The sequence below is a fragment of the Pseudomonas syringae genome, from assembly GCF_002157375.1.
Taxonomy (GTDB): Bacteria; Pseudomonadota; Gammaproteobacteria; order Pseudomonadales; family Pseudomonadaceae; genus Aquipseudomonas; species Aquipseudomonas syringae_T.
On the sequence record NZ_MTSA01000004.1, the window covers coordinates 277,170 to 301,475 of the forward strand.

The following is a 24,306-nucleotide window of genomic DNA, read 5'->3' on the forward strand; positions in this document are numbered from 1 at the left end:
AGTTGATCAGCGCCCCGCCAGGTCCAGTGCCAGTCGTTCCAGAAACCGTGCGAATGCACGTTCGATCTGAACATCGCCTGGCGACCTGAGCCATTGAATCTGCATGCCGTCCATCATCGAGGCAATCTCGAGGCTGACCTGCCTGACATCGACATCCGGGCGGACCTCACCTGCCTTGATCAGGGAATTCAACTGAGCCTGAAGATGATGGTGAACGATTCCGAAGCGCTCGCTGAACCAGCGGTGTGCAGGGTGAGTGACCGATAGACTTTCCGTGTTGATGATCATCAACGCCTGGCTGACAGCCGCATCTTCGATACTGAAACTCATCACCCGCGTCAGGAAAGACATGAAGCCTTGCAAAGAGCCGTCCTGATCCGCCTCTTGCAACCGCGACACAACATAAGTATCCCGGTGCTCAAGCACTGCCTGCAGCAGGGCAAGCTTGTTCGGAAAGTGGTGCAACAACCCCACTTGAGAGAGGCCTGCCACTTTGGCGATGTTAGTCAACGAGGCGCCGGCGTATCCATCGCGAGCAAAAATGACCATGGCCGCCTGAATGATCTCGACCTTGCGCATCTCGCCTTTGGGAATTCGGCGCTTTGCGGCCGGAGGTGCATCGGACTCGCCGGTGTTTACAGGCATGGGGATAGCACTTTTCGTATCACGGTATTCGCTCCTTCTTGCCCGTTATCCGCGTTGAAACACTGGATGACTGACAGCCCGAGAGGCTGTTGCCGCCCCTCTCTGATCGAGAAATCGTAGCACGCAGTTTAAAGGAAAATCGGAAAATAACTCCGCCCGGGAAAGGTGAAAAACCGGAACGCCACAGGCGTGCATATCGCGCCGATAAAAGCCATACCGCGCCGCGTGGCGTCCCCCCTAAAGAAACCTGCGCGCACGCCGATGGATACTGCTGCTGCCTGATATGACAGACAACATGAAATCCTAAACCTGGCACGGCTTTCACGTTAAAACGGTTATTCTGAGACGCTAACGCATCAGAATTGGGCAGTGTCTGATTGCAACGCGCAACGCAGGCCACGGAAACGTCCGGGCCGATGCAAAACCATTCATGTGTGAGCCGGAGGCACTCTGAAAGATCTGACAAGAGAAGAGCTGGAAGCCCAGGTGCTGCGTCTGCGCAGCGTGCTTGAACAAGCCGGCATTGACCCCGAGCCAGGCGAAGCTCCAGCGGCCATCGCCAGCCGCGCAGCACGCCAGCGTGCGGTTTTTGACAGCGCGATGGACTTCGCCATGATTCTGACCGGCACGGACGGGATCATTACTGACTGGAACCCCGGTGCGGAGCAGGTGCTGGGCTGGACAGCCCAAGAGATGATCGGTCAGAGCGCCGAGCGCTTCTTTACGCCCGAAGATCGGGTCCGCGGTCAGATCAAGCATGAAATGAACCTTGCCCTGCGCGAGGGCCGTGCCTCCGATGAACGCTGGCACCTGCGCAAGGACGGCCAGTTGTTCTGGGCGTCAGGCGAGATGATGCCGTTGCGCGGCGCCGGCGACACTCACATCGGCTTTGTGAAGATCCTGCGCGACCGTACCGCCGAACACGTTGCAGGCCGCACGATCGCGGAAGCCCAGGAGCGTTACCGGTTAGCCGCCAAGGCGACCAACGATGCGATATGGGATTGGGATTTTGCGCTCAATCACGTGCTCTGGAATGACGCGCTGGAACAGGCTTATGGCCATCCGCTTGCAACCCTGGACACCTCGGGTGACTGGTGGATCGCGCAGATCCACCCCGATGACCGGGCGCGCATCTACGCCTCCATTCACGCAGTGATTGACGGCACTGGCACCGCCTGGACCGATGAATATCGTTTCCGGCGCCTGGACGGTTCATATGCCGATGTCTTGGACCGTGGCCACGTAATCCGTGATGCCGGGGGCAATGCTGTGCGCATGATTGGCGCAATGCTCGATATGTCCCAGATGCGCAAGGCAGAAATGGCGTTACGCCACAGCGAAGAACGCTCCAGAACCATGCTGGAAACCATCGACGCAGCGTTCGCCATTATTCAGGTCAGGTTCGATGCAGACGACAGCCCGGTGGACTATCGCTTCATCGAAGCCAACCCTGCCTTTGAACGTCAGGCCGGTGTCGACCTGCGTGGTAAATGGGTGACTGAGTTTGCACCGGACCTGGAGCGCTTCTGGTTCGAAGCGTACGGTCGAGTCGCCAAAACCGGAGAACCTGCCAGTTTCGAGAACTACGCCAAGGCTTTTGAACGCTGGTTTGAAGTGAAAGCGGTACGTGTCGGTGAGCCGGCAGATCGGCAGATTGCGGTCATGTTCAGCGACGTGACCGCTCGCCGGGATGCCGAGGAGCGCCTGCGCACCAGTGAAGCCATCGCTCGCGAGAACGTCGACCGGGTGCAACTCGCTCTGGCCGCGGGTGCGATCATCGGCACCTGGCATTGGGACCTGCCGTCCGACCGTTTCACGGTCGACGAAGCCTTTGCCAGGGCTTTTGGTCTTGACCCCGCCCTGGGCCACGAAGGCTTGAGTCTGGAGCAGGTGATCGCCACCGTTCACCCCGAAGACCGGCCAGGCTTGATTGACGCGATCAACGCGGTCATCAACGGCGGGCGCCTTTATGCCCATCAGTATCGGGTTCGCCGTGCCGACGGGGCCTATTACTGGATAGAAGCAAACGGTCGCGTCGACCGTGCCGAAGATGGCACACCGCTGAGCTTCCCCGGTGTCCTCATCAACGTCAATGAACGCCGCACTGTCGCCGCTGAACGCGACCGCGCCACCGCGGCGCTGCGATCACTCAACGACACCCTTGAGCAACGGGTCGCGGCACGTACCACCGAGCTCATGCAGGCTGAAGAGAAACTGCGTCAGTCACAGAAAATGGAAGCCGTCGGACAGTTGACCGGCGGCCTGGCCCATGACTTCAATAACCTGCTGGCAGGCATTTCCGGCGCACTGGAACTGATGAGTACGCGGATCGAGCAGGGCCGCTGGAGCGATGTCGACAAGTACATTGTCACGGCCCAGGGCGCTGCAAAACGGGCAGCCGCGCTGACGCATCGGCTGCTTGCCTTCTCCCGGCGTCAGACGCTGGATCCGCAGCCCACCGATGTGAATCGCCTGATGAAAGGGATGACGGACCTGATCCAGCGCACGGTCGGTCCGAGCATTCTGGTCGAAACCATCGGCACCCTCGGGCTCTGGCCAACGCTGGTGGACGCCAGTCAGCTCGAAAATGCGCTGTTGAATCTGTGCATCAATGCCCGTGATGCAATGCCCGATGGCGGGCGCATCACCATCGAGGCGAGCAACCGCTGGGTGGAAAGCAGCGCGACACAGGTAAACGATATGCCCGAGGGGCAATACCTGTCGTTGTGCGTGACCGATACCGGCACCGGCATGGCGCCTGACGTCATCGCCAAGGCCTTTGACCCGTTCTTCACCACCAAGCCGATCGGCCAGGGCACAGGCCTCGGCCTGTCGATGATCTACGGGTTCGCCAATCAGTCCGGCGGCCAGGTGCGCATTCAGTCCGAGGTGGGAAAGGGAACCTCGATCTCCATCTACCTGCCGCGCTACAACGGGGTGGCGGTCAGGGACGAGAGCGATGTTCACAAGACCCCGGTCGAATTCACGCAATCTGGAGAAACCATCCTGATCGTGGATGATGAACCGACCGTACGCATGCTGCTCACGGACGCCCTCGGTGATCTCGGTTATACGCTGATCGAGGCGGCGGACAGCCTGGCCGGTCTCAAACTGCTGCGCTCGGACGTGCATATCGACCTGCTCATCACCGACGTGGGCTTGCCCGGCGGCATGAACGGGCGGCAGATGGCCGATGCCGGGCGAGAAGTCCGTCCGCAGTTGAAAACCCTGTTCATCACCGGCTACGCGGAAAACACGGCCATCGGCGATGAACAGCTAGGGCCGGGAATGCGGGTGCTGACCAAGCCATTTGCCATTGATGCGCTGGCGGCTCGTGTCCAGGAACTGATGAACGCCTGATTCGCTGCACACGCTCACACCAGACCGGTGTGAGCGTTTGCCGAATCGCATGGAAAAACGCTTTAAACAGTCAGCCATCAATGGCCGAGAGGCCCTGCACCCTGCCGATATTGAGCGCTGCGCAAACCCGGTGCTACCATGCGCGACCGCCATGCAGGCAAGGGAATAACCGGGTCATGAGCAGTATTCGCGAGCGCAACAAAGAACTCATCCTGCGCGCGGCCAGCGAGGAATTTGCCGACAAGGGCTTCGCCGCCAGCAAGACCAGCGATATCGCGGCCAAGGCCGGCGTTCCCAAACCCAACGTCTATTACTACTTCAAGTCCAAGGAAAACCTCTATCGCGAGGTGTTGGAAAGCATTATCGAACCCATCCTTCAAGCGTCGACGCCGTTCAACCCCGACGGCGTTCCGGCCGAAGTGCTCAGCCGCTACATACGCTCGAAAATCCAGATTTCCCGTGACCTGCCCTTCGCGTCGAAAGTCTTCGCCAGCGAAATCATGCACGGCGCCCCGCACCTCACGCCGGAGCAGATCGAACAGCTCAACGGGCAGGCCCGGCACAACATCGAGTGCATCCAGGCGTGGATCGACAGCGGGCAGATTGCCCGGATTGACCCTCATCATTTGATGTTCACCATGTGGGCCGCGACCCAGACCTATGCCGATTTCGACTGGCAGATCGCAACCGTCACCGGCAAGGCGAAACTGGACGATGATGATTACGAGGCTGCCACGCAGACCATCCTCAGGCTGGTGCTCAAGGGCTGCGAGCCGGATCGCTGAGCAGCGGCTTTTGCGCAGACGCAAAAAACCCGCCGAAGCGGGTGGTATTGCAACATGACCATTCCGACATCCTGTCAGTAGCCTCCTGGCAATGGTCGATCTTCCCTGATCGCTGCGGCGTTCCTTCGCTGCAGCTGTTGAATTGGATCCTACATTGGCCCGGTGTCCGTCGATAGAGCCAATGGCGTCTCTTGATGTAAGCCTTTCGCCATACCCGCATGCCGCTGAAAAAAAGTGTGATTGAAGTCTCATGTTTATCGATCATGCGCCGAGATGTTTGAGAGGCTCTGCTATCCGGCTTCGCGCCGTTCAACCAAAAAAAGAAAAATGACATTAGGGATGAAGATCATGAATATGCGCAGTGTGTCCATCAGTCGCCGCTTGTGGCTGATTCTTATTGTTTCTGTGCTGATGCTTCTGGTCCTCGCAGCCACCCTGCTCAAACAGACCCATGACGATCTGTATCGGGCAAAGGCTGAAAAAACCATGCACGTGGTGCAGACAGCCAGTGGCATTCTCACCTTCTACCAAGGCCTCGAAGCGGCTGGCAGCCTGCCTCGCGAAGCAGCCCAACAGCAGGCGCTGAAAGAGATCAAGGGGCTGCGCTACAGCCAGAACGACTATTTCTGGATCAACGACCTGCAGCCCGTCATGGTCATGCACCCCACCAATCCAAAACTCGAAGGGCAAAACCTGTCGGCTATCAGAGACCCGGACGGCTTTGCGGTGTTCAATGAGATGGTCACCCTCGTCAAAAGCAAGGGTGCCGGCATGGTCAATTATCGCTGGCCGAAGCCGGGCGCCAGCGAGCCGGTGAAAAAGACTTCGTATGTGCAACTGTTTCAGCCGTGGGGCTGGATTCTCGGCTCCGGCGTGTACGTGGACGACGTGGCCGCCGAATTCGAGGCGCAGTTGTTGAAAACCGGAATATTTATCGCCGGCATTGTGTTGGTCATGGTGCTGCTGCTGACCTTGATCGTGCGCAGCATTGTGCTTCCGCTGAGAGCCGCCGTCGGTGCAATGGCCAACATTGCCAGCGGTGAAAGTGACCTGACCCGCACACTGGAAACCCACGGCAAGGACGAGATCACCGAGCTGGGCACGCACTTCAACGCTTTTGTCGCCAAACTGCGTAACGTTGTCGGGCTGTTGCAGAACTCGTCTGTGGCACTGGGCCAGGCAGCCAGTGAATTGGGCGGCAATGCCGAGCAGGCGCAGGCCCGTAGCCAGCAACAATCGCAACAGATGGACCTGGTGGCCACCGCCGTCAACGAAGTGACCTACGGCGTCCAGGACGTTGCCAAAAACGCCGAGCATGCCGCCAGCGAAATGCGCGACGCCGAATCGCAGGCGCATCAAGGTCAGGTCAATATCGACAACAGCTTGCGCCAGATCGAGCACCTCTCCGGCACCATCAGCCAGGCCGTGGACGTGATGCACAACCTGTCCAGCGAAAGCACGCAGATCGGCAGCGTGCTGGAGGTGATCAGTTCGATTGCCGAGCAGACCAACCTGTTGGCACTGAACGCTGCCATTGAAGCAGCACGCGCCGGTGAACAGGGTCGCGGTTTTGCCGTCGTGGCCGATGAGGTGCGCCTGCTGGCCCAGCGTACCCAGAAGTCCACCGCAGAAATCCAGGCCATGATCGAGCGCCTGCAAAAGTACTCCGATGCAGCGGTCAAGGTCATTGGCGACAGCAGTCGCTCCTCGCAACTGACCATCGAGCAGGCCAATCAGGCCGGCCAGAGCCTGACCTCCATCAGCCAGGCGCTGCGCAACCTCAACAGCCTGAACGCCTCCATCGCCAGCGCCACGTTGCAGCAAACCCATGTGGTGGATGACATCAACCAGAACGTCACCCAGGCGGCACAGCTGTCCCAGAGCACTGCACTGGCTGCCGAGCAGTCCACTTCGGCCAGCCAGCACCTGCGAGAACTGAGTGAAGAACTGAACACGTTGCTGAAACAGTTCAGGGTTTAAATCTTCATTACGCCGCGGCGCACGGAACCTCGTGCGTCATGTGTTGCCTGAGACCTGCTTACTTAACTGCTCACTGATAGGCGGGGGTCATATGCGCACACTGGAATTGGCAGGCAGTACCGTACCAGTGCTGGGTCAGGGCACCTGGCACATGGGTGAAAAAGGGCATCTGCGCTCGGCAGAAATAGCCGGGCTGTGCCTCGGCATCGAACAGGGCCTGACCCTGATCGACACCGCCGAGATGTACGCTGATGGCGCGGCTGAAGAAATCGTCGGGCAAGCCATTGCCGGGCAGCGCGACAAGGTGTTCGTGGTCAGCAAGGTGTATCCGCACAATGCCAGCCGCACCGGTATTCCCATCGCGTGCGAAGCCAGCCTGCGCCGGATGAATACCGACTACATTGACCTCTACCTGCTGCACTGGCCGGGGCAGCACCCGCTGACCGAGACCGTCGAAGCCTTCGAGCGCCTGCGTGAAGCCGGCAAAATCGGCGCCTGGGGCGTGTCCAACTTCGACGTGCCGGACATGATCGAACTGAACAACCCGCGTTGCGCGACCAATCAGGTGCTGTACAACCCGGAGCAACGGGGCATCGAGTTCGACCTCATGCTGTGGAGCGCAGACCGTCACCTGCCGTTGATGGCGTACTGCCCGATCGGTCAGGCGGGCGACCTGCTCTACCACCCTGCCCTGCATGAAATTGCCAAACGCCACAACGCAACGCCGGCGCAGATTTCTCTGGCATGGGTGCTTCGCCAGGACAATCTGATTGCCATCCCCAAGGCGACCAACCCTGAGCATATCCGTCTGAATATCGAAGCTGAACAAATCCGGCTGACGGAAAGGGACCTGGCGGACATCGATCTGGCGTGGCCCGCCCCCACTCGCAAGGTGCCTCTGGCCATGATCTGATGCTGTGCGTGGCAGCAGAAGACAGGCCCCCCGCCTGAATGGCCGCTGAACGCGACCGGCAATGAATCCATCAAAGAAACACACTGCAACAAGCTGTCACAAATATGAAATAACGCCTTGTCATCATGCGGCCTTCGCCTCCCCCGCCCGGGCCAGGCCGCATGTGGACAGCCATGAACCACAGTATTGTGCATCACCATCAGGATTCCGACCTTTTCGGCCTGCTTTACGGCTTCCGTTTTCGCCACGGTGAAAGCGGTCAGGAAATCGGCTCGGCTGCCGCGCTGGATTACCTGCAAAACCCGCCTGACGAAAACGACTTCATCTGGCTGCACTTGAACCTGTCGCACGCGGCCTGCGAGCGCTGGATGAAAACCACGCTCGACCTGCCGGAGGAGTTCTTCGAGGCCCTGCACGAAGGCTCGCGCTCGACCCGTATCGAACACGTCGACGCCACGCTGCTGGCAGTGGTCAACGACGTGGTATTCGATTTCAACAGGCTGTCGACTGATATCTCTACCTTGTGGGTTTGCGCGCGCCAGCGTTTGTTGATCACTGCCCGGCTGCAACCCCTGCGCTCGGTCGACAAACTGCGCTCGGCGGTCAAGCGTGGCGAACAGTTCGACTCACCGCTGGAGCTGCTGGCGCACTTGCTCAGCGATCAGGGTGAAGTCCTGACCCAGTTCCTGCGCAAGACCAGCGTCAACGTTGACCGCATCGAAGACCAGTTGCTGTCACAGCGGCTGAGCAACAATCGCTCTGAACTCGGTGCCATGCGTCGAGTGCTGGTGCGCCTGCAACGTCTGCTGGCGCTCGAACCGGGTTCGCTGATGCGCTTGCTGCACCGCCCGCCACAGTGGCTGCGCGAGCAGGATGCGCAAGCGTTGCGCCAGTCCATCGAAGAGTCGTCGCTGGTGATCAACGACCTCACGGCGCTGGGCGAACGCATCAAGCTGTTGCAGGAAGAAATCGCCGCCAACCTCAATGAACAGAGCAGTCGCACCCTGTTCACCCTGACGGTGGTGACGGTGCTGGCGTTGCCAATCAACATCGTCGCGGGCTTTTTTGGCATGAACGTGGGCGGCGTGCCGCTGGCTTCCGACCCGGAAGGCTTCTGGATTCTGGTGGCGTTGGTAGCAACCTTTACCTTGGTGGCAGGCCGCTGGGCGTTTCGCAAACGCGGCGATTACTGAGGCGCCGCACAGGACGTGCCGGTTGTCAGAAAACCGGCGCAAAAGCGCAATCAATTGTTACATGTCTCACCGCTGTCACATTTTGCAATGACCATGTCAATAATCTTTCAATCCAGGATTGTAAACATGGCCACAAACGCACTGTCTCCCGACGCCATCGGCCAGGCGAGCCTGTCGACAAGTCAATTCGGTCGCAAGCCCAGCCGAATGACCGTGATACTTTTCTTCACGATACTCATCGCAGGCTTGCTGTTCACCGGCTATAGCCTCAAGCAGGACGTGGACGACATGGGCACGGTGGTCACCACCTGGACCCCGTTCGTGCTGCTGGGCGTCGCGTTGCTGATTGCACTGGGGTTCGAGTTCGTCAACGGCTTCCATGACACCGCCAATGCCGTCGCGACAGTGATCTACACCCACTCCCTGCCACCCGGTTTTGCCGTGGTCTGGTCAGGGTTTTTCAACTTTCTGGGCGTGATGCTTTCCAGCGGTGCGGTGGCATTCGGCATCATTGCATTGCTGCCGGTAGAGCTGATCCTGCAGACCGGCTCATCGGCCGGTTTCGCGATGATCTTCGCGCTGTTGATCGCGGCGATCATCTGGAACCTGGGCACCTGGTGGCTGGGCTTGCCGGCCTCCTCGTCGCACACCCTGATCGGTTCAATCATCGGTGTCGGTGTCGCCAACGCCTTGATGCACGGGCGTGACGGCACCAGCGGTGTGGACTGGTCACAGGCCACCAAAATCGGTTACTCACTGCTGCTTTCGCCGCTGGTCGGGTTTGGCTGTGCCGCCTTGCTGTTGATCGCAATGCGCATGTTCATCAAGAACCGCGCGCTGTACAAAGCGCCCGAAGGCAACGCGCCGCCGCCGCTGTGGATTCGCGCGATGCTGATCGTGACCTGCACCGGCGTGTCATTCGCGCACGGCTCAAACGACGGGCAGAAAGGCATGGGGTTGATCATGCTGATTCTGGTCGGCACCTTACCGATGGCTTACGCACTCAACCGCACCATGCCCGCCGATCAGGCCACCCAATTCGCAGCCGTGGCTGAAGTCACTCAGCAGGCGTTGATCCGCAGCGTCCCTCAGCCCGCTCCGGCCGATTCACGCAAGACGCTTTCGGATTATCTGGTCAGCAAACAAGAGACCCCGGACCTGATCCCGGCCCTGGCCGTCATGGCCGGCAAGATCGGCGATCAGGTCGCCAGCTACGGTTCGTTGTCGAAAGTGCCTGCCGAAGCGGTCACCAACGTACGTAACGACATGTACCTGACCTCGGAAACCATCCGCGTGATGGAAAAAAACAACGTGGGCCATTTTGACGCGGAGACCACCACCAAACTCGAAGCCTTCAAAAGCCAGATCGACAGCGCCACGCGGTTCATTCCGACCTGGGTCAAAATCGTTGTTGCTATCGCTTTGGGGCTGGGCACGATGGTTGGCTGGAAGCGTATCGTCGTGACCGTCGGCGAGCGGATCGGCAAGACTCACATGACCTACGCTCAGGGCGCGTCCGCAGAAGTCGTGGCGATGTTCACCATCGGCGCGGCGGACATGTACGGCTTGCCGGTGTCCACCACCCATGTGCTGTCGTCCGGCGTGGCGGGTTCGATGGTCGCCAACGGCTCGGGGCTGCAAATGCGCACCCTGCGCAACCTGGCCACCGCCTGGGTGCTGACCCTGCCCGCCGCCATCCTTTTGTCGGGCTCGCTGTACTGGGTGTTCAGTAAACTGTTCTGAGACCTTGCTGTTCCGCACGGGGGCGAATTCGTGACACGCTATGCCACACCGTTCTGCGGGCTCAGAGAGACTCACGCTCGACTCAGGTCACCTTTGCGCCCTTACGGCGCCCTACTTTGAGGGACCAAAGTAGGCAAAGTCCTGGCTCCGTTTCCGGCCCGACTTCGTCGGGTTCCTTCGCCCTGTCACTGATCCGGGGGTCGCCGCAACGGGCCATCCATGGCCCGGTGCGGCTAACTCGGCGTCCTTGCCGAGTTACCCCCGAATCAGCGCCAGGACTCAGCCGTCACTTACGTCGCAATCGGCGTCGTCAGTGCCATAGTGATAAAACAGCGCTTTTATGTGCAGTGACTGCGCGCAAGGCATGACCTCCAGCTGCAGCACATAGTTGACGCAGAGCGCCACAGGACGCATGCCGACGCTGAGCATCGGCACGAGAATCAAAGGTGCCTTGAGTCGGACGCATATTCCACTGACACCGCAGGACCGTTGCACCGCAAAACCGTTGCACCCCAACGCAGTGGCACGAAAATCATCGTACCGCAGGATCCTGCGGCGTATCTCCCTCCACGCTGGTGTCAATACTCACCACCACTGACATGCCGGGCCGCAGATGCTCAAGCATCGGCTGGTCGGCATCGACGACGATGCGCACCGGAATACGCTGAGATATCTTCACGAAGTTGCCGGTCGCGTTGTCGGCAGGCAGCAGGCTGAACTCCGAGCCAGCAGCCGGCGATATTCGTTGTACATGGCCATGCATTTCGCGACCATCCAGCGCATCGACGGTAAAGCTCACCGGCTGACCGAGGCGCACGTTGGCCATCTGGGTTTCCTTCATGTTGGCGACGATCCAGCGCTGCTCCGGCACCAGTGCCATCAATTGCGCGCCCGAATTGACATAAGCCCCCAGCCGCACGCCGATTTGCCCCAATTGCCCGTCACGCGGGGCAACGATGCGGGTGTTGTCCAGATCAATGCGCGCCAGTTCAACCGCCGCCTGGGCATTGGCGACCGAGGCCTCCAGCGAACCCCGGTTGACGATCACCGTTTGCAGGTCCTCGCGGGATATCTGCAATACCGCCTTGGCTTCTGCAACGGCAGCGTTTGCCTGCGCGTCGGCAGCCCGGGTCACGTCCAGCTCGCTTTTCGACACCGAACCGTCAGTCACCAGCGCCTGATTGCGACGCAGATCGGCAGCGCTCTTGCGGCCTTGCGCAATGCTGTTCTGCAGCTCGGCCTCGCGCTGGCCGATAGTGGCTTCAGCGCTGCGGCGTTGTTGCAGGTTATTGGCCAGCGAAGCCTTCTGCATCGCCAGTTGCGCAACGGCTTGTTCCAGGCGCTGACGATAGATGCGGTCGTCCAGACGAACCAGCAGATCGCCCGCCTTGACGAACTGAAAGTCCTGCACGAGCACTTCGTAGACATAACCGCTCAGTTGCGGCCCGATCAGGGTGGTCTGCCCTTTGACTTGGGCATTCTCGGTGCTTTCTATCGGGCTGCCGAACGGCGGCAACTGCCAGGCGTATAACACCACCAGCACCCCGGCCAGCGCGACAGCCCCGAAAATCACGGAAGACACGACGCGCTTGCGGGCCGAACGCGGCCGGCTGGTGACGGGGGACTTCAACGGTGCCGGGGCCGGAGAAGACGGGCTGCGAGGTGTTTCGTTATCGGTGGTATTGGATTCGGTCATGAAGATTTAACGCCGGAATGGGGTACGGAAGGCGAAGCGGCGGGTGCAACGGGCGCCAACGCCAAGGGCTGCGTGGTCATTTTCAGCCACAGAACCCTGGCTGAAATCCAGATCATGGTCAGCACGGCAATCAGTGCGATCAACATGAACACATCGTTGTAGGCCAGCACATTGGCTTCTCGCGTTGCGGCCGTGGCCATCGCGCGCATTCCCTGAGTGTTGCGCAACGAGGGGTCGGTAATCACCGAGCCGTAACTGGCGCTGTAGCTTTGCAGTCGCGCCTGGACAAGCGGGTCGATCAGGGTCAGGTGCTCGACGATGTGGCTGGAGTGAAACTTCTCGCGCACGACCTGAAAGGTGCCCAGCGCAACAGACCCGATCAGGCCGCCGATGTTCTGGGTGATCCCGAACAGCACCGAGAAGCTCACCATATTGCGTGGGTTGGCCAGCACCCCGCTGATGCCCAGCACCAGGGTCGGCCCGAGGAAGAACGTGCCACCGAATGCCAGCAGAAACTGACTGAGGTACATGTTCGATTGACGGGTCAGATTGGTCGAGTGACTGTCCATCCAGGCCCCCACGGCCATCATCGCCAGAGAGATCAGCAAAGGCTTGATCAGATGCGCAGGGTTGATGGTCAGCGCACTGACCGCCAGCCCGGCCACGCTGCCCAGCAGCATCACCAGATACAGCGTGTGCAGTTGCTGACTGCCCATGTTCAGCGCTTGAAGAAAACCGACGGCGCCGACGGACTGCTCAGACAGCACGACACGAAACAGGATGACCGCCAGCCCGAGACGCAAGATCGCCCCGCTGCCGAGCCAGCGAGTGATCAGCAGCGGGTTGCTGCGATTGTGCTCAATGGCCAGGCCTGCGCAGATCAGCGCAATCGACGCTGCCGAGGCGAAGCCGATCCAGGGCGCCTCCAGCCACCATTCGATTCTTCCCAGCGACAAGACAGCGCACAACAGCGCGAAACCGGTCGCCAGCAGACCGAACGTCAGGAAATCCAGCTTCTCGAACGCCTTGAATCGATCACCCGGTGGCAGTTTGAGCATCAGTACACACCCCAGCGACAGCAGCGCCATGCCCAGTTCGAACAGGTACAAGCCGCGCCATTGGGCAATCTGCAACAAGTCTTCGGACACCAGCCTGGCCAGCGGCGTGGCCAACTGGGCGGTGCCGATCCCCAGAACCAGGGCCTTGAGCCGCCACTTCTGCGGAAACGCCTGAATCATGTAATACAGGCCAAGGGTGCTGAGCGCCGCACCGACCATGCCGTGCGCAGCACGCACGGCAATGGCTGAATCGATATCGTTGACGAACAGATGCGCCAACGTCACCAGCGCGTAAAGCACCAGAAACAGCTCGGTAAACGCCCGCAGGCCGAATTGCTGGCGAAACTTCACCAACAGCAGGTTCATCGACACGTTGGTCATGATGTAGGCCGCCGGCAGCCAGGCGATGTCCTGCGATGTCGCGCCCAAGGCGCCTTGCAGATAAGGCAGGTTGGCAACCACCAGCGCGTTGCCGAGACCGCCGGTCAGGGCGACGATCACCCCCACCAGCGCAAACGCCCAGCGGCGGGCGTCCGAATGCAGCGGCGTCGAAGGCGAGCCCGGCATGGTCGGGCGCTCGTGGGCGGCCCAGTCGCGCGGGGCATACTTGTCAGTCATGGGAAAGGTTTGGCATGGGTCAGACTTTTCATGAGCGCCACTTGAGGATTCCCTTGTGTGACATTAATGACAGCCAGAATACTCAAGAGGCTGGCCATGTTTTGTGCAAACTAACGGACCCCATAACGCTCAAACACCGGAAGACCGTGTAAAGCGTGGCTGTTTGAAACTTCCGGCTATGCTTAAACGCAGTTTTGCTTTGCACATTTGCGCTGATAGGATCTTCTGCGACGCTCTAACAAGAAGAAAGCGCAACCGAACAAGGAGTTCAGAATGAGTTCACAGGTTTCGTCCATCCGCCCGGTCAGGCAACCCGCCAGCCGCAACGCGATTGTTGTCGACGTGCGTAACCACATTGGCCACTTGACCCTCAATCGTCCGGAAGGGCTGAACGCAGTCGATCTGGACATGGTCCGCACCCTCAAGCGTCAACTGGACACCTGGGCCGATGACGCCTCCATTCACGCCGTGGTACTGCGCGGTGCTGGCGAGAAAGCATTCTGCGCCGGGGGCGACATCCGCTCGCTGTATGAAAGCCATCAGAACGGTCTGGACCTGCACTACACCTTTTTCGCCGAAGAATACGAGCTGGACCTGACTATTCACCGCTACCGCAAACCCGTACTGGCCATTATGGACGGCCTGGTACTGGGCGGCGGCATGGGCCTGGTTCAAGGCGCTGACCTGCGGGTGGTGACCGAACGCAGCCGGCTGGGCATGCCGGAAGTCGCCATCGGTTATTTTCCGGATGTGGGAGGCAGTTACTTTCTCTCGCGGCTGCCTGGTGAAATCGGCACATGGCTGGGCGTCACCGGGTCGCAGATCGGTGCCGCCGACGCGCTGTACTGCGGCCTCGCCAACTGGTCGATGAACAGCGAAATGCTGCCACGCCTCGACCATATGCTCGACCACCTGAAATGGAAATCGACACCGCTCAAGGACCTGCAAGGTGCGCTGGCCAAGCTCGCGACCCAGCGCTTGCCCACTCCGCCACTGGAAGCTTTGCGCCCGGCCATCGATTACTTCTTTGGCCGCCAGGACATCCCGAGCATGATCGAGCAGTTGCAGGAAGTGGCAATAGCCGATACCCGCCAATGGGCACTCGACACGGCCAACCGGATGCAGCACCACTCGCCGCTGGCGATGGCCGTGACACTGGAAATGCTGCGCCGCGGGCGTCATTTGCCGCTGGCGGCCTGCTTCGCGATGGAGCTTCACCTGGACCGGCAATGGTTCGAACGCGGAGACCTGATCGAAGGCATACGCGCCCTGATCATCGATAAAGACAAGAAGCCGCAATGGAAACACGGCAACGTGCAGGACGTCAGTGCCTCGCATGTGCAGAGTTTCTTCAGCGGTCTGGAGCACTGAGCCGTGAACGACCTTGAGTTGAGTGAAGAGCAGGTGATGATTCGCGACATGGCGCGCGACTTTGCCCGCAACGAAATTGCCCCACACGCCCAGGCCTGGGAAAAGGCTGGCTGGATCGATGATGCGCTGGTCAGCAAACTGGGGGATCTGGGCCTGCTGGGCATGGTGGTCCCGGAGCAATGGGGTGGCACTTACATCGACTATGTCGCGTATGCACTGGCGGTCGAAGAAATCTCCGCCGCCGACGCGGCCACCGGCACGCTGATGAGTGTTCACAGCTCGGTGGGCTGCGGGCCGGTTCTCAATTTCGGTACCGACGAGCAAAAACACACCTGGCTAGAGAAACTTGCCAGCGGACGGTCTATCGGCTGTTTCTGCCTGACCGAACCGCATGCAGGCTCCGAAGCCCACAACCTGCGCACCCGCGCCGAGTTGCAGGGTGACGAGTGGGTCATCAATGGCGCCAAGCAGTTTGTCAGCAACGGCAAACGCGCAGAGCTGGCCATCGTGTTTGCCGTCACCGACCCTGAACTCGGCAAAAAAGGGTTGTCCGCATTTCTGGTGCCGACGGTGAATCCCGGTTTTGTGGTCGACCGAAGTGAGCACAAAATGGGAATCCGGGCCTCCGACACCTGCGCGGTAACGCTGGATAACTGCCGCATTCCGGCAGCCAATCTGTTGGGCGAACGTGGCAAAGGGCTGGCAATCGCCCTGTCGAACCTGGAGGGTGGCCGGATCGGCATCGCCGCCCAGGCCCTCGGGATCGCCCGCGCCGCTTTCGAGGCTGCGCTGGCGTACGCGCGGGAGCGGGTGCAGTTCGACAAACCGATCATCGAACACCAGAGCATCGCCAACCTGCTGGCCGACATGCACACCCGGATCAACGCCGCCCGCCTGCTGACCCTGCACGCCGCACGTCTGCGCAGCGCCGGGCAACCCTGCCTGTCGGAGGCCTCCCAGGCCAAGCTGTTTGCGTCCGAAATGGCTGAGTGGGTGTGTTCTAAAGCGATCCAGATTCATGGCGGCTACGGCTATCTGGAGGACTACCCTGTGGAGCGTTACTACCGCGATGCACGCATCACGCAGATCTACGAAGGGTCCAGCGAAATCCAGCGCTTGGTGATCGCCCGCGAGCTGCGCCACTATCTGGTCTGAAAGACCGCCTGCCGCCCCGGCAACACCCGTTGCCGGAACACTGCATCAACGCTTCACGAATCGCTCGCGCCCCAGCAAGGTCACCAGCAACGCAACGGTATCGGCGTTTTTGAGCATGATATCGGCGCGCTTGTGAACATCGGCGTAAAACACATCACGGGCCTCATCCAGCGTTGACTTGCCGGAGAGGCGCAGAATAGTGGCTTTGCCGTTACCGTCGATCCGGCGCAAATCTCGCATCACTCCGTCTTCCATCTGTTTGAACAGCACGCTGCGGTCCGTCTGGAAAGACAAGGTCTTCTGTTGAGCGACAATCTGTTCGTTTCGAATGCGCAAACGGTAACTGGGCGCGTCTTCCAGCAGATCGGCGTAAGGCGCTTGTGAATCGACATAAGCGATGTCATCCGTTCGAAGCACCAGATGCGACAACTCATGAATCAGGATCGCCGCGCGATAGTGGGGGCCATACCTGAAGTCGCCCGAACGCATGGCGCTGACTTTGAAACGGTAACTGGGCAGTCGGAAGAATTGCTCGGTCAGAAAAATCCGCTTTGAGGGGTCGGCTTCGAATACAAAGGCACTGGACGCCTCGTTCCCGATCCGGTTGATCCCAACCACATAACGCGGAGAGTCGATCGGTGACAGCGAAGGGTCCATCAGCGCCTGATAGACGCCTGTAACCGCCTTTTTAACAGCACTGTGCAATGGGGCATCCGGAGTCTTGTGGTCAAAAAAGTCGGCGAGGATTTTCTCCGTACGCACATCGACTTTTTCATCCGGCGGCCTCGGCGTGAGATTGGCCAGGCAGTTCTCCAGATAGCGCTGCGCCTGGGCATGACCTTCCTCGATAGAAAGCGCCATTTCATGGTGAGCCTGACGAATGGCGGGCATGCCACTGGCGCTGATGACGATAATTTCCTCGACCTCCTCGTCGATGAGGCTGCTTTCCATGCGGGTGACGATGCCGCCCCCGCCTCTCAGGCCGCCCTGGATGTCCAGTGTCCATCGCTGGTTGATATCGAGTTTGACCGACGGCCCGGTCTTGTCCCCGGCGACGATGAACCAGCCATCCCGGTCGCGCTGCAACTGATAGGCCTTGCCGTCAACGGCGGCGTACACCCCGCCTGTAACGGGGTTCTTGAAGGTGTTGAGCAACTCGTCCTTCTGCAGCGTGTTCAGCGCCACGTCGTGTACTTCGAACTCGAGCAGGCGGGCGCGCATCTGTTGTGTCAGGGAGCTGTTGCCCCAGGAAAAAACCGGCACATCCGCCGCATCTTCAGGCAGCTCCGAAACCTCCTGCGACTCGTCCCCCTCCCATTGCGGGCCGACTTCTTCACCCGACTGCGGGTTCTGCCGTGAAGAAATCATCACACTCACCGCAGCCATGAACTCGGAGAACGCCTTGCCCCAGCGCCGCCTGCCAGCCGACACGACAGACGAGTTGAACAACGTCTGGCTCTGCCATATGCCAATCAGCGCGCCCAGCCGCCCCGGCATGAGGGCCATGACCTGCTCGGCACCCAGCGTAAAGAGGTATTGCAACCGGTTGCGGCGATGTTCTGCATTGGTAACGCTCTGCTGCTGCACCTGCAACTTGAGGATGTCCAGCGCATCTTCGAACATCAATTGCAGCGCGTTGCCCTCGTACGGTTCGATTTTCAGGGTTACCGGCTGACTGGAGCGCCAAGGCACATCGAAGTCGGACTCCACACTGAAAGGCAGGTGCGGCTCCATGAAGCCACCGTTGTCATAGACCTTGCGCATGCCGGGGTCGATGTGATCGAGGATGAACTGCTGAAGTGAGCGGGAGGTACGAATGTCCTCCAGCACAGCGGCCTGGGACGGATACTCTTTGAAGACGAAATCGTCGTACGTCAATACATACAAAACCCAAGGCCCGGATTGCGGCTTCGAAGGCCCTATCAGGTAGGCATTGAGCACAATGGTCGGGGCCCAGCCTTCGCTGGCCGGAAGCAATTGCAACCGGCAGAATTGCACGTATTTCCCGTCAACCGGCAGCCGCGCTATCGCATCAGGCATGTTCAGCACGCCTTCGACAAAGCGGTAAGCGTCGCCGGAAATGTCATTCTTCAGCTTCATGGAAAAGGCGCGCAACAGATCCAGTGAAGGCATCTGCTGAGTGAACAGCGATCGCCGCTCGGCATAGTCGGGGTCAGTGTCGGCAAACAGCCTGTCCAGCACACTCCGGTAGCGTGTCGCGATGTCGAGCGACTCCACCAGATGACGAACATAGGCCGGGGTCAGCGCTGCAGGTGTCGTCCGGCCTTCCTTGAGCGTGATTGAAATCGCCCCGTCCAGACGAGACATGAACCGGTTGGCAGCAAACTCCACAAGGCTCTCGCGAATGACCCCGGTAGCAGCCGGTATCGATTGCGGCGTTTGCCCGGCGGGCACGGGCACAGCCACGTAGTGCGTCAGCGTGACCAGGATATCTTCCGGATCCAGTGACTGATCGGGGAAGTCGCGCGCAAGGCTTTTTGTCAGCTGTTCCTGTGAATATTGATAAAGATCGGGGACGTCGAACAGAAAATCCCTGAGCCCGACACAGTTCACGTAAAACCTGCGCAAAGCCTCGACCAGAATGATCTGCTCATTCATTGATGCCTGAATGATCCAGACGGGAACAATGGCCCGGTAAATCACGAACTGAATAGCGGAACCCAGGTTGCTCAACACCTGACGATTGCGATCATCGCGCTCGGCAGCCTCAAGCAAATGGCTGAAGAGCCCGGATGGCAATTCCCATTCAGCGGCCTGCCTGTAGAGATACGCTGCCGTGCGCCGCTGGCGCTCGATTTCATCGCCCTGCAACGCTGCAATGAAATGCCCCTCGACAAGGTGCAGCGTCACGTTGATGTCCGGCGGTTCAGGCTGAGCAAGGCAGCTCAACAGCGTTTGCCTGTCGGGCTCGGCCAAAAGGTTGGTAATGCTCACGGTCGATTCGGCACCCGCCAGCCGGGAAGCAACGTATTGCGTGAGCGCATGCCGGGTTTCGAACACCAGAAGCCCTTTGCCAATCAGCCACAGGGCAGGTTTTTCGGGGCGAAGCCGGTTGCTTATGACGAATGCATTGGGCAACGCGACAGCGGGTGCCAACGGGTCGTACTGGAACGACAGCGTGAAAGCGTCCACGCGCTCATCCCCCAACGTAGCTCTCAAGACAGCCAGTGGCCTGTCCAATACCTGCTGAACGTTGCGCAGAACGGATTCAGGAAGCGTGGCAGTCCGTTTCTCGATGAACAGCTCAAGGCGCAAGGCGTATTCACGGACCAACGCGGACAGAATACCGGGCTGTACCTGTGAATCCAGATGGCGGATCGAGCGGGAATACAACTCGACAACCTGCTGTTCGAACCGGCGAGGGAAATCTGCCAGCACGCAATCAAGCATGTGCTCGAGCAGCGCCAATGGCAGACTGCGGACCAGGCGAGGCGCCACCAGCCCCTCAAGAACCGCTCCGTTTGAATGCGCTACCCGGGGGTGACCGCAAGCACGCTCCAACGCCAGCGACAGCAGATACTCGGGCGGGCCGTCACCTGTACCGGCCGAGACCCACAGCGTCCTGGCGTCCAGGGACGGTAAATCGAGCAGCGCCAGGTAACGGTTCAATGCATCACGCATGCAGCCTTCAACGCCATGATGCAGCGAGTCCACGCGCTCAAGCAGCCGTTCGACCTTTCTCAGCTTGCCGACCCAGTTGTCGGCAGTTTCGAAGCGAGCGTGTGGTTCGCTGGTCGCAGAGGCAGATGAACCCCAGACCTGATCAAACGGCAGCAGATCGGAACGCCAGCGCGCAGAGGCGGGTAAATTCAGCAGTCGCCCGTCCAGCAATGCACGGATGTCGAGCGCGTCATCGATACGCGCCGGAATCTTTTCAAAGGCAATGGGCGGCAATCCCAGCACATGGCGCAGGTTGCGCTTTTGCAGCGCGATGACGCCTTCCACGAACTCACTGAAGAACGCAGTCGTGACCGGCTCGAACTGCAATTCGACATGGCCTTGGGCACAGAGGGCCGGGTGATCGTTCAAGGACGCGCTGGCCAACAATCGGGCGCGCGCAGGATCGCCCACCAGGTGTGTGGTCATCCGGGCCATGTTGTCGAAGTGCTTGAAACCGGCCAACGAGGAATAAAGGTAAACACCGGCTGTGCCGCTGGCCGGGAAATCAATCAGAAACCGCCCGACCAGTTTCACAGGCTCCTGCCCGGCCACGGAGACTGACAACCTGCACACCCTGATCGACTGCGGGTCGAGTGCAGCGTCATGGGCAGGCAGCAGGACACGCAGACGATGATAATCAGCGTCATTCAGCGCGCCGGCCGCCCGCCCCGCCAGCAAGTGCCGACGAAACGATTCGGCCAGCGCAAGCACTGCCACCTCGCGTCCGGTCCGGCCATCAAGCCGTGGCGCGGTCCAGTAATCCGCCAGTAATTGCTCGTAAACCGTCGGGACGGCTGAGGCCGTAGCAGCCAGCGCCTCACTGTAGACATCCCGCTCAGCCCCGGCCAGCACATGCCCCTGAGCATCCAGAAACACCCGCGCCAGGCCGGACGGCAGTGACTGGGCAGCGACTTCATCTACGGCCGCCTCGACCAGCGTCTGGGTACCGACTACCGACGTCAGGCCGTTATCTGAGGCGGGCATCGTGTCAACGATCTGTGCGAGGTGAGTGAACACATCAACATCGTTCATCGGATCACGCTCCAGCAACCCGACTTGCAGGGCTTTACCTGCCGCGGTGCGCAGGTCCGGCAGGCTGTCCAGTTGCACCGCCAGGTCCCCCAGGTACCGCGCCTGTTGCCGGATCACCGCCAGCGTGCGTGTTTCAAACAACGAGTTCTCGACGCGCTCTGCTTCGACCGCTACCAGATCACCGAACTCATCGAAACGCCTTCGCAGTGCGTCGAGCAGCGCAGTGCGATGCTCGAAACGTTCGAGGCCTGACAACAGCGTACTCAGAAAGACCGGCGTCTGGTACCCGACCGGATCGCTGATGAGCAACGCACCCGCCAGTTCGGGATGGGCGGCCGAGCCGTCGTCCATGATCAGCCTGTCGACTCTGGGCGCAGGGGCTTCGTGACCTGCCTCATGATTATCGAGAACCAGCGTCTGTAGCCACAGACTTTCATGGCTGCTGATGCGCGCCTGGGCAGCGGCGTGCCGGATATCCTGCGCAAATTGCGCACGAAGGGACTCGCTGAAAAAGTATGGAGGTGTATCTGACATCGGCTGTTTCCCCTGTCCACCCCGGCCCACCCTCCAAGGAGGAGCATGGGCAAGGAAAAAGGAAACAGCTTATTCAGAGGGCATGCGACGGCTGCGTTACATAAAGCAACTCGTCAGAAGAAAGGCTGCAGGCAGGTCAGTTCGACACCTTGACGTTCTTATCAACCCAGGCAGCGAACGCGTTGATGAACGTCTGCAGAAACGGTCGGGTTTTCTCGGACAACACGCCGGCTTCATCGAAAAAGCTTCCGGCACCGCCCAGATACGCTTCCGGCTGCTGGAGGCAAAGGACATCCAGAAACACCAGCGACTGACGCAAGTGATGATTGGCACCGAAGCCACCCACTGCGCCCGGCGAAGCGCTGATCACTGCGCCTGGCTTGCCACTGAACGCGCTCTTGCCGTAAGGGCGCGAGCCGACATCGATGGCATTTTTCAAGGCACCCGGCACTGAGCGATTGTATTCCGGTGTGACAAACAACACGCCGTGGGCAGCGCCAAGCTGTTCGCGAAAGGCGGCATAAGCCGGCGGCGGTGAAGCACCATCAATGTCTTCGTTGTACAGCGGGAGATCACCGATTTCGACAATGTTCAGCTTCAGACTGGCAGGTGCCAATTCTGCCAGCGCGAGAGCGATTTTACGGTTGATGGAGTCTTTTCGAAGACTGCCGACCAATACGGCAATGGTATGAACCTGGCTCATGAAAATATCCGTCATCTGATAGGAGGTGGGTTAGGTATAGAATGAAAGCGAGCTTTAGACGACCTGCACAGCCTTCAATTCCCTGGCACCGTCAAACAGCGCGGATTATTTTTTTATGGCAGGCAAACTCCCCTATAGATCAGTGGTCTACAAGCCTCGATGGTTTTTCCAAACCAGCAGGTATATTCAGTTTCAGAGGTTACAAAGCAAATGGCTTCAGTTCTCGTCAGACAATTTCATGCCAGAGACGCCGAAGGTCGCGTGTATCCGGTGCATGAGTTCCAGGAATCACAGCCTGATGAGGCGCAAGGCGGGCAACCGGTCATTACCTATCGATTGGCAATCGGTGACCGGGTCAAGCATCTTGGCGGGGACGATTTTGAACTCGTGCAGTCCGGCGTGCATATGACCCGCACCTCCAGTTGAGGCAGCGATAAGCCCCGCCTGACTGGCCGGCGCAAGCGGGGCGCTGTCGATTTTAGAAAATCAGATACCAGAAAATCGCGGTCTCGCGAGTGTTCGGATCGATACCTCTGTAGCGCATGTGATCCACGCCGCCCACGACATAGCCGCATCGCTCATACAACCTGCAGGCGCCGAGGTTGTTGTTCTGGGTTTCCAGAACGATGCCAGGCAAATCGCGTTTGAGCGCCCAGAACCGTGCTGCGTCGAGCAGTGATCTGGCGACACCGTGACGACGCGCCGCGTCATCAACGGCCAGTTCGTCGATGTAGGCAAACCCGCTCCAGTGCGTGCTCATCACGATATGCCCGACGGGCTGATCATCCAGCCATGCAACCATCACCGAACTCGTGGCGGCGTCACGGTGGTCGGCGAACTCCTGAGAGTCGATGCCGTAATTCTTGCTGTAAGGCTCGACCAGTTCGACCTGCCACGCCTCGACGCGCTCACCAATGACCGGCCTGGCATAACCCAGTACCGTGAATGTGAAGTCACTGTTGAGGATGTAGTCCTCGAAGCATTCGTCTGCAACCCGAATGCTCAAGACAGGATGTGCCACAGTCATGTCACCCTTCGCCGGTTACTGTCAGGAAGAGGCCTGCGCCCTGGCTTCCAGCATCTGTACCCACAGCGCAGGCGCGCCGGAGGCTTTGGCGATGGTGCCCATACGCACCTCATGCTCGGCCAGTTCACTTTCCGATGCACGAATGATGCGGCATGGCTTGCGGTCGGCGGGCAGGCGGCGAATTTCGCTGCCGCGATTGCCGGAGCCTTCACCGGAACCATTGCCGTCTGAGGCGTTACCGGCCAGTGACAGGCTGGTCTGCCCGCCGGTCATCGCCAGATAGACGTCAGCCAGAATCTCGGAGTCAAGCAATGCGCCATGCAGCTCACGACCGGAGTTGTCGACGCCGTAACGCTTGCACAGGGCATCCAGGCTGTTGCGCTGCCCCGGATGGCGCTCGCGGGCCATCATCAGGGTGTCGAGAATCGAACAGTGCCGAGTGATGTCTGACCTGTCCTGATCGCCCATCAACGCAAATTCGTTGTTGATGAAGCCCACGTCGAACGCTGCGTTGTGGATGATCAGTTGCGCGCCTTTGATGAACTCGAAAAACTCATCGGCGACTTCGGCAAAGCGGGGCTTGCCGACCAGAAACTCGTTGGTGATACCGTGAACGCCAATCGCCCCTTCATCACTTTCGCGGTCGGGTTGAAGGTACACGTGAAAATGCCGCCCGGTCAGGCGACGGCCAATCAGTTCGACGCAACCAATCTCGATGACGCGGTGACCATCGGTCACTGGCATACCGGTGGTTTCGGTGTCGAGAACGATCGATCTGTTATCCAGGTTTTGCACTGACATTGACTCTTGCC

At 59.7% G+C, this 24,306-nt stretch carries 17 protein-coding genes and 1 pseudogene; 10 read left to right on the plus strand and 8 right to left on the minus strand.

What is annotated here, in order from left to right; all coding sequences use genetic code 11:
* Window positions 1–6: 6 nt before the first annotated feature.
* Window positions 7–645 (minus strand): TetR/AcrR family transcriptional regulator, encoded by a 639-nt coding sequence (locus BW686_RS06610; RefSeq protein WP_084915550.1) that lies wholly within the window; start codon window positions 643–645, stop codon window positions 7–9.
* Window positions 646–1,134: 489 nt separating this feature from the next.
* Between BW686_RS06610 and BW686_RS06615 the strand changes: the two genes are divergently transcribed.
* From BW686_RS06615 to BW686_RS06640, 7 genes and pseudogenes are all read left to right on the plus strand, one after another.
* Window positions 1,135–4,005, plus strand: a complete 2,871-nt coding sequence (locus BW686_RS06615) for a PAS domain-containing hybrid sensor histidine kinase/response regulator (RefSeq protein WP_084915647.1) — start codon at window positions 1,135–1,137, stop codon at window positions 4,003–4,005.
* Between the two features lie 176 nt (window positions 4,006–4,181).
* Window positions 4,182–4,790, plus strand: a complete 609-nt coding sequence (locus BW686_RS06620; protein ID WP_084915551.1) for a TetR/AcrR family transcriptional regulator — start codon at window positions 4,182–4,184, stop codon at window positions 4,788–4,790.
* Window positions 4,791–5,201: 411 nt separating this feature from the next.
* A pseudogene (locus tag BW686_RS27410) lies at window positions 5,202–5,912 on the plus strand (cache domain-containing protein); the annotation flags it as partial.
* A 123-nt stretch (window positions 5,913–6,035) separates the two neighbouring features.
* Window positions 6,036–6,770, plus strand: coding sequence for a methyl-accepting chemotaxis protein (locus BW686_RS27415; protein WP_373270987.1), 735 nt, complete (start codon window positions 6,036–6,038; stop codon window positions 6,768–6,770).
* Window positions 6,771–6,861: 91 nt separating this feature from the next.
* Complete coding sequence (locus tag BW686_RS06630) at window positions 6,862–7,683, plus strand: aldo/keto reductase (protein WP_084915552.1); 822 nt, start codon at window positions 6,862–6,864, stop codon at window positions 7,681–7,683.
* A 173-nt stretch (window positions 7,684–7,856) separates the two neighbouring features.
* Complete coding sequence (locus BW686_RS06635) at window positions 7,857–8,876, plus strand: transporter (protein WP_084915553.1); 1,020 nt, start codon at window positions 7,857–7,859, stop codon at window positions 8,874–8,876.
* 126 nt (window positions 8,877–9,002) lie between these two features.
* The gene (locus BW686_RS06640) at window positions 9,003–10,619 is read left to right on the plus strand and encodes an inorganic phosphate transporter (protein WP_084915554.1); all 1,617 of its coding nucleotides are present in this window, start codon (window positions 9,003–9,005) and stop codon (window positions 10,617–10,619) included.
* A gap of 279 nt (window positions 10,620–10,898) precedes the next feature.
* Here the strand turns inward: BW686_RS06640 and BW686_RS26770 are convergent, their stop codons facing one another.
* The 3 genes from BW686_RS26770 to BW686_RS06655 all read right to left on the minus strand — a co-directional run bounded on the left by BW686_RS26770 (window position 10,899) and on the right by BW686_RS06655 (window position 13,991).
* The gene (locus tag BW686_RS26770; protein WP_179149190.1) at window positions 10,899–11,054 is read right to left on the minus strand and encodes a hypothetical protein; all 156 of its coding nucleotides are present in this window, start codon (window positions 11,052–11,054) and stop codon (window positions 10,899–10,901) included.
* A gap of 97 nt (window positions 11,055–11,151) precedes the next feature.
* Window positions 11,152–12,315: an HlyD family secretion protein gene (locus BW686_RS06650; RefSeq protein ID WP_084915555.1), complete on the minus strand. Its 1,164-nt coding sequence runs from the start codon at window positions 12,313–12,315 to the stop codon at window positions 11,152–11,154.
* Window positions 12,312–13,991: an MFS transporter gene (locus tag BW686_RS06655; protein ID WP_084915556.1), complete on the minus strand. Its 1,680-nt coding sequence runs from the start codon at window positions 13,989–13,991 to the stop codon at window positions 12,312–12,314. Before BW686_RS06655 ends, BW686_RS06650 begins: the two co-directional genes overlap by 4 nt.
* 273 nt (window positions 13,992–14,264) lie before the next feature.
* Between BW686_RS06655 and BW686_RS06665 the strand changes: the two genes are divergently transcribed.
* Entirely contained in the window at window positions 14,265–15,362 is a 1,098-nt protein-coding gene (locus BW686_RS06665) for an enoyl-CoA hydratase/isomerase family protein (RefSeq protein WP_084915557.1), read from the plus strand.
* Between the two features lie 3 nt (window positions 15,363–15,365).
* Window positions 15,366–16,517: an acyl-CoA dehydrogenase family protein gene (locus BW686_RS06670; protein WP_084915558.1), complete on the plus strand. Its 1,152-nt coding sequence runs from the start codon at window positions 15,366–15,368 to the stop codon at window positions 16,515–16,517.
* Window positions 16,518–16,562: 45 nt separating this feature from the next.
* Here the strand turns inward: BW686_RS06670 and BW686_RS06675 are convergent, their stop codons facing one another.
* The gene (locus tag BW686_RS06675) at window positions 16,563–21,764 is read right to left on the minus strand and encodes a dermonecrotic toxin domain-containing protein (RefSeq protein WP_084915559.1); all 5,202 of its coding nucleotides are present in this window, start codon (window positions 21,762–21,764) and stop codon (window positions 16,563–16,565) included.
* Window positions 21,765–21,900: 136 nt separating this feature from the next.
* Complete coding sequence (locus BW686_RS06680) at window positions 21,901–22,467, minus strand: NADPH-dependent FMN reductase (RefSeq protein WP_084915560.1); 567 nt, start codon at window positions 22,465–22,467, stop codon at window positions 21,901–21,903.
* 210 nt (window positions 22,468–22,677) lie between these two features.
* On the opposite strand from BW686_RS06680, the gene BW686_RS06685 reads away from it, so the two are divergent.
* Window positions 22,678–22,893: a hypothetical protein gene (locus tag BW686_RS06685; RefSeq protein ID WP_084915561.1), complete on the plus strand. Its 216-nt coding sequence runs from the start codon at window positions 22,678–22,680 to the stop codon at window positions 22,891–22,893.
* A gap of 52 nt (window positions 22,894–22,945) precedes the next feature.
* Here BW686_RS06685 and BW686_RS06690 read toward each other — a convergent pair whose 3' ends face one another.
* A complete protein-coding gene (locus BW686_RS06690; RefSeq protein ID WP_084915562.1) occupies window positions 22,946–23,494 on the minus strand; it encodes a GNAT family N-acetyltransferase in 549 nt (182 codons plus the stop codon).
* Window positions 23,495–23,515: 21 nt separating this feature from the next.
* Window positions 23,516–24,295 (minus strand): DNA polymerase III subunit epsilon, encoded by a 780-nt coding sequence (dnaQ, locus tag BW686_RS06695; protein ID WP_084915563.1) that lies wholly within the window; start codon window positions 24,293–24,295, stop codon window positions 23,516–23,518.
* Window positions 24,296–24,306: the final 11 nt, after the last annotated feature.